Raw genomic sequence first — 11963 nt, 5'->3', positions numbered from 1 at the left:
TGTCAGCGCGCGAGCCGGATCAGGATGCGGCACACCTCGTCGATGATCTCGGCGGCCTCCGCCTCGCCCTCGGCGGTGGCGATCTCCCGCCCGGCCTCGCCGATCACGGTGGTCAGCACCAGGCTGAGCACCTGGCCGGGGCGGCCCGCCGGGGTGCCGGACGTGCCGCGCAGCAGCTTGGTGTTCTGCGCGATCCAGTGCTGCGCCCGGCTGCGCCGCATCAGCGACGAGCCGGACGGCCCCTCGCCGCCGTGGAACAGCCGGGCCGCCTCCCGCCGCTCCCAGCACACCTGCAGGTAGGCGCGGGCGCCCGCGATGAACAGCGCGATCGGGTCGTCCTCGCCGGCCTTGCGGGCGGCCGACACCGCCCGCGCGGCGCTCTGCTCCTGCTCGCCGGTGAGCTCCTCCCACAGCGCCACGTACAGCCCGGCCTTGCCGCCGTAGTGGTGGTACAGGCTGCCGACGCTGATCCCGGACCGCTCGACGATCTCGGCGATGCCCGCGTCGGCGTAGCCGCGGTCGGCGAAGACCTGCTGCGCGGCCGCCAGCAGCGCCTGCCGGGTCGCGTCCGCGCGCGCCCACTGCCGTCCGGCGCCGCCGGCCTCACCCGCGCCGCCCGCCGGGCGCGCCCTGCTCGTGGTCATCCCCACATCGTGCCCGGATCGCGGCCGGGCCACCAGCACGCGGCGCCGGCGGCGCGCTCGCCACGGGCCGTCCGCTCAGTACCAGTGGTGGGCGGACCACCAGGACCACGCGCCGCACGGGTCGTGGTAGCGGGCCTTGATGTAGCCGAGGCCCCAGGCGATCTGCGTGGGGGAGCTGGTGCGCCAGTCGGAGCCCGCGCTGGCCAGCTTGGAGCCGGGCAGCGCCTGCGGGATGCCGTACGCGCCGCTGCCGGGGTTGGTGGCCCGCTCGTTCCAGCCGCTCTCGTGGTTCCAGAGCGTCAGCAGCGAGGACCAGCAGTTGCCCCAGCCCTTGGCCGCGTTCATCTTCTTGCCGTACGCCTTGTTCTGCGCGGCGCTCGGGTTGGACTTGGCGAGCCGCTCCTTCTCCTGCTCGGCCTTCAGCTTCGCGCGGGCCGCCGCGTCCTTCTCGGCCTGCACCTTGAGCTTCTTCATGTACGCCTGGTGCTCCTTGTAGGCGCGCTCCTTGGCCGCCGCGACGGAGTCGGCGGTGACGGCGTCCATGTCGAAGCCCTGGAGGTGGGCGAGCATGTCGTTGGTGGAGATCGGCCCGCCCGCGGCGGCCTTCGGCGGATCGGCCTCGCCGAGCACCTTGTCCCAGTCGACGAACACCACGCCGCCGGCGAGCACGGCGATGGCCGCGACGGTGATGGTGACGTTGTGGGTGAGCAGCCGCCAGGCGCGGCGCCGCTTCCCGGGGCGGTAGCGGTCGGGCGGCGCCGGCCCGTCGCCTCCGTACGGGCCGGACGGCCCGTACGGACCGGGCGCGCCGAGCGCCTCCAGCTCCTCGGGGGACTGCCTGGGCGCGGGGACGCGGGCCGCCCGGCGGCTCCCGGCGCCCCGCTCGCCGTCCCGCCGCCGTCCGCCGCGCCGCTGCTCGGAGCGGGCGCGGGCGGAGGCGGAAGCGGTACGTCTGCGCGTGCCGTGACTCTGTGGCATAGGAGAAGACTGCCTTATCGCCCGGGTCCTGTGGTGCCTATGACGATGTACGCGGGTGACATCACGCCCGGTTCACCGCCGCCCCGCCGGTTCCGCCGCGGCTCAGAGCTCGAGGTCGCCGGCCGCGAGCCGGGCCGGCTGCAGCGCCTCGAACAGGTCGCGGTGCATCCCCTCGAACGGCGCGAGGGCGCCCGCCGGGTCCTCCAGCGCGAGGTTCGCGGCGTTCACCTGCTCGCGCCCCGCCGCGGTGATCTGGACGAGCGTGGCGCGCCGGTCGCGCGGATGCCGGGCCCGCTCGACCAGCCCGCCGGCCTCCAGCTGGTCGACGGTCAGCTTCACCGTCGTCGGGTGCATCATCAGGATCCGGCCGAGGGTGCTCAGCCGGGCGTTGCCGTTGCCGATGAGCGCCAGCGTGGTCAGCAGGAAGTAGCCGGTACGGCTCAGCCCGAACCGTTTCAGCTCGGTGTCCAGCGCCTTCTTGAGCATCTGGTGCAGCCGCTCGATCGAGCTGATCGCCATGAACGGCCACGGCCCGCCGGCCATGCCCTGCCCGGCCCAGCGGTCCCTGATGCCGGTGACCAGCGGGTCCACGCCGTCCTCCCGGGCTTGTTCCGCGCCTCGTCGCGCCTCGGTTCGCACCCGGGAGATCGTAGCTTCGGACAAATCCTGATGTAAGTACTCGCTTCTTAGAACTTCTTCCAATAGAGTGCTCCAGATCACAAGCGGGACGAGAGTGTCCGTGTGACCCTGGTGGTCCCGTGAGTGATACCGGTCTCGACCGAGACCATGGTGGCGCGGAACACCAGCAGGACAGCAGCGGCGCCCCCGTGGTAGGGCAGGGAACCGGAGTATCGGATGGGCGCCGACGTCCGAGAACGAAGGAGGCTGGAGTGACCCTTCACGCACCCCCCGCGGGGGAGGGCACCGGCTGATGGCCCTGAGCCTGACGAAGGCCCCGGACCTGGCACGCAGACGGGTCGAGCGCGCGCTCGACGAGACCGGGCTGCTGTGCGTGACCCTCCTGGAGGGGCTGCGCCGCACCTGGGACCTGCGGCAGTGGTGGGGCGAGTTCGTCGAGCAGTGCTGGTTCCTCGCCCGGGTGACCAGCGTGCCCGTGATGCTGATCGCGGTGCCGCTCGGCGCGACCATCTCGCTGCAGGTGGGCGACATCGCCCGGCAGCTCGGCGCCCAGTCGGGCACCGGCGCGCTGCTGACCGCCGCGATGATCCAGCAGGTGGCCCCGCTGGCCGCCGCGCTGCTGGTCTCCGGCGTCGGCGGGTCCGCCATCACCTCCGACATGGGCGCCCGCAACATCCGCGACGAACTCGCGGCCATGGAGGTCATGGGCATCAACCCGATCCACCGGCTGGTCACCCCCCGGCTGTGGGCGGCGAGCACCGTGTCCGGCCTGCTCTGCTCGGTGGTGATCCTGGCGGGCGTGCTCGGCGGCTACTACTTCAACGTCATCCAGCAGGGCGTCAGCCCGGGCGCGTTCTTCGACGGCGCGACGACCCTGCTGCAGTTCTCGGACCTGATGATCACCCTGTTCAAGGCGTGGATCTTCGGATTCATCGCCGCCGCGGTCGCCTGCTACATGGGCATGAACTGCGACTACGGCCCGGTCGGCGTCGGCCGGGCGGTGAACAGGGCGGTGGTGGTCACCTCGATCGTGGTGTTCGCGACGAACTACATCCTCACCATGATCTACCAGGTTCTCTTCCCCCCGAGGTTCTGATGGTCGCCATTTCCCCCGTACGCAGGCTGGGCCGGGCCTTCAAGGGCCGCACGGCCGGGCTGTCGGCCTCGGCCAACCTGCCGATCTTCCTCGGCCGGGTGCTGTACCACCTGCTCTTCGACATCATCATCCGGCGCAAGTACGGCAAGACGCTGGCCAAGCAGGTCAGCGACATCACCGTGGGCGTCGGCGCGCTGGTGATCGGCGGCGGCATGATCTTCGTCATCGCGACGATGTCGCTGGCCACCGGCGCGATGGTCGGCCTGCAGGGCTATCCCGGGCTGGAGCGCATCGGCGCGGAGGCGTTCACCGGGCTGGTCGCGAGCTACTCCAACGTCCGCGAGGTCACCCCGATCATCGCGGGCGTGGCGCTGGTCGCGCAGGTCGGCACCGGCTTCACCGCGGAGATCGGCGCGATGCGGATCTCCGAGGAGATCGACGCGCTGGAGGTCATGGGCATCAACTCGCTGGCCTACCTGGTGTGCACCCGGGTCGCCGCCGGCGTCATCGCCCTGGTCCCGCTCTACCTGGTGTCGCTGTTCATGGCGTTCTTCGCCACCCGGTTCATCACGATCCAGTACTTCGGGCTGTCGCCCGGCATCTACGACTACTACTTCCACCTCTACCTGCCGCCGATCGACGTGTTCTACAGCGTCATCAAGGTCGCGATCTTCGCGTTCATCGTGATGTTCATCCACTGCTACCGCGGCTACTACGCCTCGGGCGGCCCGGTCGGCGTCGGCGTCGCCGCGGGCCGTGCCATCCGGGAGTCCACCATCCTGATGATCCTGATGAACCTGGTCCTGTCGTACATCTTCTGGGGCCACGGCAGCACCGTGAGGCTGACCGGATGAGCGACGAGAGCCTCTCCAGCCGGTCCCGGACGGTGTTCGGGCTGGTCGGCGCCGGTGTGATCGCGGCCGCCGCGATCGGCGTCGCGATCGGGAGCACCCCGTCCCACGCGGGCTCGACGTACTACGACGCGACGTTCGGGACCGCCGGCCAGGGCCTGGACCCGGGCAAGTCCGACGTGAAGATCCGCGGCATCGCGGTCGGCACCGTCGAGCACCTCAAGCTCGACCGCAACGGCCGGGTCACCGTCCGGATCCGCGTCGACAAGGGCGTCCGGGTCGCCGACACGGCCAGCGCGACGATCGAGCCGGTCTCGGTGTTCGGGCCGAAGGACCTGGTGCTGAACCCCGGCGCGCACGAGGTGGGCGGCCCGTACCTGAAGGACGGCGGGACGGTCGAGAAGACCACCGACCCGCAGGACCTGTCGCAGACGGCGTGGCCCGCCTACAACCTCACCAAGGCGATCAACCCCGACGAGGTGGAGACGATCCTGCACACCCTCGGCGCCGGGCTGTCGGGTGAGGGGCCGGCGGCGCGCCGGCTGATCCAGAACGGGGCGACGGTCGTGGACGCCACGTACAAGGACCGGGCGTACATCCGGGCGCTGCTGAACGACATCAACGGGCTGTCGGGCACGCTCGCCGCGCACGGCGACAACGTCACCCGCTTCACCGGCGACTTCAACACGCTGTCGAAGGTGATCAACGAGAAGCCGGACAAGATCAACCAGCTGCTGGCGCAGGCGAGCGAGCTGGGCGACACGGTCGGCACCACGATGCGCGGGCACGGCGCGAACCTCGGCAAGATCATCGACAACGTCGGCGGGGTCGCCGCGACGGTGCGCTCCGAGAACGACAAGCTGCCGGTGCTGATGGACAGCCTGAACGGGTTCTTCGCCCTGCTCTCCAAGATCATCCGGATCCCGGGCCCGGAGGGCACCACGATCGCGCAGGCCAAGGAGGCCCTCTCCCTCGACCTGTGCCAGATCTTCATCGACGTGTGCACCACCGACCCGTTCCTGCCGAAGGGCAAGACGAAGACGACGGCGGGAGGGCGGCCATGAGCCCGCTGCTCGGCAGGACCGCCCGCGGCCCCGACTACGCCACGATCCTGAAGTTCCTGGTCTTCCTCATCGTGACCGTGCTGCTGACCTTCTACATCGGGCAGCAGATCCTCGGCACCAGCTTCGCCTCCCGCTACAAGCTGACCGCGACGTTCGACGACGTCACCGGCCTGCTCACCGGCGACGAGGTGAAGGTGGCGGGGACGCCGGTCGGCCAGGTGAAGAGCATCAAGGTGGTGCGCGGCAAGGCCGTCGTCGGGATGGCGGTCGACAAGGACGTCCGGCTGCCCGCCGACTCCACCGCCGCCGTCCGCTGGCGCAACGTGATGGGCCAGCGCGTCATCTACCTGGAGCCGGGCACCGAGTCCGCGAAGCTCGGCAACGGCGACCGGGTGCCGCACACCCGGTCGGTGGTGGACCTCGGCGAGATCCTCAACAACCTCGGCCCGCTCACCCAGAGCCTGGACCCGAACCAGATCAACAAGATCCTCTTCGCCTTCTCGCAGGCGCTGGACGGCAACGAGCAGAACATCTCGCTGCTGACCGACAACCTCGACGTGCTGCTGAAGACCTTCGAGGCCCGCCGCGACACCATCAAGGGAATGATCGACAACTACGAGACGGTCAGCGACGCGCTCGCCAAGCGGGACTCGCAGATCTCCGCGAGCGTCGACAACCTGGCCTCGCTGACCGGCGTGTTCGCCGCCAACCGCAAGCTGCTGGAGAACGCGGTCGTGCAGATCTCGGGCGTCACCACCAACCTGAACGCGGTGCTCGGCGGCAACGACGCGCAGCTCGCCCGCATCATCGACAACCTCGGCAAGTTCAGCGAGACCTTCCAGCTGAACGTCGACCAGCTGGAGAAGATGGTGCAGCAGCTGCCGCTGACCCTCCGCGAGCTGTTCGCCGCCGCCAACGGCGGGCACTTCCTGCGCACCAACGCGCTGTGCCTGAACATCGTGCAGGGGCCGTGCCCCTTCCCGATGCAGCTGCCGAAGGCGCCCGGCACCAAGGAGCCGTCCAAGCAGGACCTGTCCAAGCTCAAGGCGATGCTGACGGGGAGTGGCGGCTGATGGCGCTCAAGTCCCTGCGGGACGTCAACCAGAAGGTCGTCGCGATCGGCACGCTCGCGGTGCTCGCCGTCGCGCTGATCTTCGCGTTCGCGATCGGCCAGCTGCACCTGTTCGACCAGGGCTACACGATGAGCGGCTACTTCTCCGACCAGGCCGGCCTGAAGAAGGGCGACGACGTGCGCGTCGCCGGGGTGAAGGCGGGCCGGGTCACCGCGGTGGAGCCGGACTTCGCGCACGGCCGGGTCGTCATCAGCTGGCACGTCAACGCCGGCATCGACCTCGGCCGCGACACCCGCGCGGAGATCGAGACGACGACGCTGCTCGGCGGCCGCTACCTGAAGCTGTCCGGGCCGGTCGCCAAGCCGTACCTGGCGAGCCTGCCGGAGTCGCGGCGGCGGGTGCCGCTGGAGCACACCGGCGTCCCGTTCACCGTGCCGGAGGCGCTGGAGAACACCCAGAACATCGTCGGCAAGCTCGACGAGAAGAGCATGACGAAGCTGCTCACGGAGGTGTCGGCGATCAAGTCGCCGGGCGCGGCGAAGCTGCACCGGATCCTGGCGAACATCCAGGACCTGTCGCGCACGCTCAACGACTCCTACCCGCAGATCCAGAACCTGATCGAGGCGAGCAAGACCATCACCGGCACGCTCGCGGCCAAGGACGACAAGCTCCGGCAGATCATCGACGCGAGCCAGGTGCTGCTGCAGTCGCTGGTGAACCGGCGCAACGAGCTGGCCGCCACGATCGGGCAGGGCAGCCGGACCGTGCGCACCCTCGACAACGTCATCTCCAGGAACCAGAAGAAGCTGGACACGCTGCTGGACAACCTGCACCTGCTGACGACCCGGCTGGCCCCCAACATGGACGCGCTGAACACCGACTTCTCGCTGCTCGGCCCGACGTTCCAGCAGGTCGCCAACCTCAAGGGCAACGGGCCCTGGATCGAGGGCGTGCTCACCGGGCTCGGGCCGATCCAGCCGCCCGGCCCGATCTCCACGCGGCGGTCCCCCGCCGGAGAGGGAGGCAACTGATGGGCCGGCTCACCCGGGTCCCCCGGACGACCAGGCCGGTCGCCGCCGCGGTCGCGCTGGTGCTGGCCGCCGCGCTCGGCGGCTGCTCGCTCGGCCCGTCCGGCGGGAAGCGCGAGATGACCGTCTACGTGCCGAAGGCGCGCTCGTTCTACCCCGAGTCGAAGGTCCTGGTGATGGGCACCGACGTCGGCCGGGTCGACACGGTCGAGAAGCAGGGTGACAGGATCAAGGTGACGTTCCACATCGACCGGGACGTCCCGCTGCCGCAGGGCGTGCAGGCCTCGATCGTCCCGCTGAACCTGGTGGGGGAGCGCAACCTGGTGCTGCACCCGGCGTGGAAGCCGGGGCAGCCGAAGGAGACCTCGAACACGATCCCGGAGAACCGGACCTCGGTCCCGGTCGAGGTGGACGACGCGCTGAACTCCTTCACCAACCTGGCGAACGCGCTGGACCCGTCGAAGATGCACACCGCGCTCGGCAAGGCCGCCGACTCGGTCAATGGCAACGGCAAGGAGTTCAACGCCACGCTGGAGCAGAGCGCCCGGCTGGTCGAGAACGTCGCCGGGCAGGACAAGGACCTGATCGAGGTCGCGCAGAACCTCAGCAGGATGGCCGGGGTGGTGCGGGGCCGCGAGCAGGTGCTCGGCACCATGATCCAGGACTTCGGGCAGGCGACGCAGGTGCTCAGCTCCGAGCGCGGCGACCTCCAGGAGCTGATCAGCGCGGTGCTGGACCTGTCGAAGAACGGCAACAAGCTGATCCAGAAGTACAAGGGGCAGCTGCCCGACGACCTCGCCGTCCTGACCCGCGTCGCGCTGGTGCTGAAGGGCAACGCCAAGCAGCTCGCGCAGCTGCTGAACGTGCTGCCGGGCGTCAGCGACGCCCTCATCGGCGGCTACGGCAAGAAGGACAAGTCGCTGCACATCCGGTTCGCCACCGACGCGTTCGTGCGGACCTGGCTGAAGGGCCTGATGGACTCCGACGAGGTCGCCTGCCCGCTGCCCGAGCCCAACTCCAACTGTCCGTGGCAGAACGGAGGCAAATGATGGGCAGGAAGGTCGTCTTGCTCGTCCTCGCCGTGGTCCTGGCCGTCTCCGGCTGCAACTACAAGACGGTCGGCGCGCCGAAGGGGCACCTCACGCTCACGGCCGACTTCAGCGACGTGCAGGGCCTCGTCGCCGGCCACAGCGTGAAGATGTCCGACATCACGGTCGGCAGCGTCACCAAGGTGGAGCTGGACGGCTACCGCGCCAAGGTGACGCTGTCCATCAAGGACGGGATCCGGATCCCGCAGGGCACCAGCGCCGAGATCAAGGTGACGTCGCTGCTCGGCGAGAACTTCGTCGAACTGCGGATGCCGCCGGGCGGCAGCATGGACCGCGGCCCGTTCCTGGCGAACCACGCGGCGATCGGGCAGACCAGCGTGCAGCCGGCGTTCGAGCAGGTCGTCGGGCAGGCCGGCCCGCTGGTGCAGGCGCTCGCCGGCAACGACGTGGCGACGGTGGTCAACGCCGGCGCCACCGCGCTCGACGGCAACGGCACCAGGCTCAACACCACGATCGCCAAGGCGACGAGCCTGCTGAAGCTGGTCGCCGACCAGCGCGTCCAGCTCGGCGAGTCGGTCGACCACCTCGCGAGGCTCGGCCGGTCGCTGGCCGCCGGGGACGACGCGCTGAGCGAGGCGCCGGTCCAGCTGGAGCGCACCACCCGGCTGCTCGACGAGGACAAGCACAAGATCCTCAAGACGGTCGCCACGCTGACCGAGGCCGCCCGCCAGCTGAACGACAAGGTGCTGGAGGGGCGGGTCGCCCGGTTCCGCAAGCTGCTGGACGACCTCGACCCCGTCCTCGCGCAGCTCGGCAACAACCGGACCCGGCTGACGAACCTGGTCAACGGGCTGGTCACCTTCAGCGACAAGCTGCCGAAGGCCAGCTACGACGGCCAGCTGCTGCTGTACCCGCTGCTGAACATCGTCTGGCCGGACGGGACGCCCGTGCTCGGCGGCGACCAGCCCGCGAAGAAGAAGACCAAGGCGTCGGGCGGCGCGGGCGGAACCGGCGGCACGGGCGGCACCGAGCTGCCCAAGCAGTTCAGGACCGCGTTCCCGGACCTCGACAAGATCCTGCAGGGGCGGCAATGACCAGGCGAATCACGATCAACCTGGCGGTGTTCGGCGCCCTGGCCGTGATCATGGCCCTGTGGGCGTTCCGGAACGTGGTGCACTTCGACTTCATCGAGCGGCCGTACCACATCACGGTCGAGTTCGAGTCGTCGCCGGGCCTGCACCCGGGCTTCGAGGTCGACTACCTCGGCCTGCGGGTCGGCAAGATCGACTCGGTGAAGCTGCGCAAGACCAAGGTCGTCGTCCGGCTCGACATGGAGCGCGGGGTGAAGATCCCGCGCGGCGTCACCGCGGCGGCGGCCCGCAAGTCCGCGGTCGGCGAGCCGGTGGTCGAGCTGACCCCCGGCCCCGGGCAGGCGAGCGCGGCGCCGATGCGGCCCGGCACCGTCATCCCGGTGTCGCAGACGAAGGTCCCGCCGAAGTACAGCGACCTGTTCGGCGCGGTCATCAAATCCCTGGACGCCATCAACCCCGACGACGCGAAGGTGCTCACCCACGAGCTGTCGGAGGGGCTGGCGGGCCGCGAGGACTCCATCCGCCAGATCGTCAACGGCGGCGACCAGCTCACCCAGACGTTCGCGCAGAACACCGAGCTGCTGGACGGGCTGACCAAGGACCTCGGCAAGATCACCAGCGTGCTGAACGACAACCGCGGGGCGCTCGGCGCCGGCATCGACAACGTCGCGGCCCTGACCTCGGCGCTCGCCCAGATGCGCGGCCAGCTCGCCGAGCTGCGCGACACCGGCCCCGGCCTGCTGTCCACGGTGAACGGCCTGCTGGACGAGATGGGCCCGAACTTCGAGTGCACGGTGGACACGCTCGGCAACTGGGGCATCTCCGCCTACAACCCGAACTACCTGTCGGACCTGAAGACCACGCTGGCGGTCGCGCCGCAGCTGAAGACCGTCCTGGACAACGTGATCGGGCTGGACCAGGGCAAGCCCGTGCTGAACGTCATCTTCGAGATCACGCTGAAGCACCAGGCGGCGCTGGAGTACAAGTACCCGCTGCCGCAGCCGCAGCTGGCCAAGGTGCCGACCTGCGCCGGGGGCCGGACGCCCGCGCTGGGCGTCAAGCAGAACACCTACCGGGCGAAGAACCCGGGCGACGTGATCCCCACCCACGATCCCGCGCTCGACAAGCCGCTGAAGGCCCGCAACGCCGCGAACGGCGGCAAGGACTCTTCTGGTGGGCCGCCGGTTTGGCTAGTGTACATTCCCCCGGTTCTGGCACTGATGGTGCTGATCAGGGTCATGATGGGCTCGGTGCCCGTGGTGTCCCGCCTGTCCCGGCTTCGCCGCCGCGGCAAGGACTGACCCCAATCCCCGTAGGAGTACCGAAGTGACAGCCAAGACCACCAAGGAAGCCGCGGACGCCGCCCGGGACCGCGACCCGGCCGACGAGGCCGACGAGGTCGAGGCGGTCGCGTCCGCGCAGGACGAGGCGGTCGACGAGGCGGTCGAGGAGGAGGCGGCCCCGGCGGTCGATGAGTCCGAGGCGTCCGGGCCGGAGGAGGCGTCCGGGGCCGCGGAACGGCCGGCCGCCGCCAAGCCCAAGCGCAAGCGGCGGGTCCGGGTCATCGAGGTCATCGACGACGATGACGACCTCGAGGACGTCCTGGAGGCGATCGAGGCCGAGGAGGACGCGGACGAGGACGAGGAGCCCCCGGCCCGCCCGGCCAAGGCGGTCAAGACGGCCAAGCCCGCGGCGAAGGCGTCCCCGGCCCGGCCCGCCGCGGCGGCGAAGCCCCGTCCCGAGCGGCTGGAGCCCCCGGCGAAGGCCGCCGCGGAGGTCCCGGCCGGACCCGTCCGCAAGGTGGGCCCGTTCTCCTACACCCCCGTCCGGTCGCCGAAGGAGCGCGCCGAGGGGCCCGCCCTCGGCCGCGTCATCGCGACGGTCCTCGTGGTGGCGCTGCTGGCGAGCCTCGCGATCTGGCAGTGGAGGCGGGCGAGCGGCCTGGCGTCGGACAAGGACGACCGGGCCGCGGTGTCCAAGGTCGCGCTCCAGTACGGCGACGTGGCGTTCAACTACAACGCGACGAACTACCAGGCGCAGGCGGCCAAGGCCGAGAAGCTGATGGCGGGCGACCTGCTCGACAGCTTCAAGCAGTCCACGCTGCCGGGCCTCACCGCCGCGTTCAAGGCCGACGCGAAGGTCGGGATGTCGTCCAAGAGCAGCGACGCCTTCGTCGGCAGCGTGAGCAACAAGTTCGCCACGGTGGTCGTCATGGTCGACATCGGCCTGCAGACCAAGGACGGGCAGGTGAGCCAGCCGGCCACGCTGCTGCGCCTCGCCCTCGCCAAGATCGGCGGCAAGTGGAAGGTCACCAAGCAGTACCCGTCCGGCGTCAACGACGACAACCAGAACCAGACCGGCAACGGCCTGGTCCCCGGCAGCAGTGCCGCGTCGCCGTCGCCGAGCACGAGCCCGAGCAAGACCGGCAAGCCGTAGGTCCGGCGCTCGCC

At 70.2% G+C, this 11963-nt stretch carries 12 protein-coding genes; 9 read left to right on the top strand and 3 right to left on the bottom strand.

The features are described from left to right. Window positions 1–2 precede the first annotated feature (2 nt). The 3 genes from ACA514_RS11170 to ACA514_RS11160 all read right to left on the bottom strand — a co-directional run bounded on the left by ACA514_RS11170 (window position 3) and on the right by ACA514_RS11160 (window position 2261). Window positions 3–644 carry a TetR/AcrR family transcriptional regulator gene (locus ACA514_RS11170; RefSeq protein WP_375040984.1) on the bottom strand — a complete coding sequence of 214 codons (642 nt, stop codon included), beginning with the start codon at window positions 642–644 and terminating at the stop codon, window positions 3–5. A gap of 75 nt (window positions 645–719) precedes the next feature. Further along, window positions 720–1622, bottom strand: coding sequence for a lytic transglycosylase domain-containing protein (locus ACA514_RS11165; RefSeq protein WP_375040983.1), 903 nt, complete (start codon window positions 1620–1622; stop codon window positions 720–722). A gap of 102 nt (window positions 1623–1724) precedes the next feature. Next, window positions 1725–2261: a MarR family winged helix-turn-helix transcriptional regulator gene (locus ACA514_RS11160; RefSeq protein ID WP_375040982.1), complete on the bottom strand. Its 537-nt coding sequence runs from the start codon at window positions 2259–2261 to the stop codon at window positions 1725–1727. Window positions 2262–2553: 292 nt separating this feature from the next. Between ACA514_RS11160 and ACA514_RS11155 the strand changes: the two genes are divergently transcribed. Genes ACA514_RS11155 through ACA514_RS11115 form a run of 9 tightly spaced genes read left to right on the top strand, consistent with a single transcriptional unit; the run spans window position 2554 to window position 11949 of the window. Then, window positions 2554–3357 carry an MlaE family ABC transporter permease gene (locus ACA514_RS11155; protein ID WP_375040981.1) on the top strand — a complete coding sequence of 268 codons (804 nt, stop codon included), beginning with the start codon at window positions 2554–2556 and terminating at the stop codon, window positions 3355–3357. After that, window positions 3357–4211 carry an ABC transporter permease gene (locus tag ACA514_RS11150; RefSeq protein ID WP_375040980.1) on the top strand — a complete coding sequence of 285 codons (855 nt, stop codon included), beginning with the start codon at window positions 3357–3359 and terminating at the stop codon, window positions 4209–4211. Before ACA514_RS11155 ends, ACA514_RS11150 begins: the two co-directional genes overlap by 1 nt. Beyond that, complete coding sequence (locus tag ACA514_RS11145) at window positions 4208–5272, top strand: MCE family protein (protein WP_375040979.1); 1065 nt, start codon at window positions 4208–4210, stop codon at window positions 5270–5272. Before ACA514_RS11150 ends, ACA514_RS11145 begins: the two co-directional genes overlap by 4 nt. After that, window positions 5269–6345: an MCE family protein gene (locus ACA514_RS11140; RefSeq protein WP_375040978.1), complete on the top strand. Its 1077-nt coding sequence runs from the start codon at window positions 5269–5271 to the stop codon at window positions 6343–6345. The genes ACA514_RS11145 and ACA514_RS11140 overlap by 4 nt, the downstream gene beginning before the upstream one ends. After that, window positions 6345–7376 carry an MlaD family protein gene (locus ACA514_RS11135; RefSeq protein WP_375040977.1) on the top strand — a complete coding sequence of 344 codons (1032 nt, stop codon included), beginning with the start codon at window positions 6345–6347 and terminating at the stop codon, window positions 7374–7376. The genes ACA514_RS11140 and ACA514_RS11135 overlap by 1 nt, the downstream gene beginning before the upstream one ends. Then, window positions 7376–8422 carry an MCE family protein gene (locus ACA514_RS11130; RefSeq protein ID WP_375040976.1) on the top strand — a complete coding sequence of 349 codons (1047 nt, stop codon included), beginning with the start codon at window positions 7376–7378 and terminating at the stop codon, window positions 8420–8422. The genes ACA514_RS11135 and ACA514_RS11130 overlap by 1 nt, the downstream gene beginning before the upstream one ends. After that, window positions 8422–9516, top strand: a complete 1095-nt coding sequence (locus ACA514_RS11125) for an MCE family protein (RefSeq protein ID WP_375040975.1) — start codon at window positions 8422–8424, stop codon at window positions 9514–9516. Before ACA514_RS11130 ends, ACA514_RS11125 begins: the two co-directional genes overlap by 1 nt. Then, window positions 9513–10814 carry an MCE family protein gene (locus ACA514_RS11120; protein ID WP_375040974.1) on the top strand — a complete coding sequence of 434 codons (1302 nt, stop codon included), beginning with the start codon at window positions 9513–9515 and terminating at the stop codon, window positions 10812–10814. The genes ACA514_RS11125 and ACA514_RS11120 overlap by 4 nt, the downstream gene beginning before the upstream one ends. A gap of 25 nt (window positions 10815–10839) precedes the next feature. Continuing rightward, a complete protein-coding gene (locus tag ACA514_RS11115) occupies window positions 10840–11949 on the top strand; it encodes a hypothetical protein (RefSeq protein WP_375040973.1) in 1110 nt (369 codons plus the stop codon). Window positions 11950–11963: the final 14 nt, after the last annotated feature.

It is taken from the genome of Actinomadura sp. NTSP31 (genome assembly GCF_041951385.1).
Classification (GTDB): domain Bacteria; phylum Actinomycetota; class Actinomycetes; order Streptosporangiales; family Streptosporangiaceae; genus Spirillospora; species Spirillospora napierensis.
Note: the sequence above shows the minus strand (reverse complement) of the source record. Positions and strands in the feature narration are given on the sequence as shown.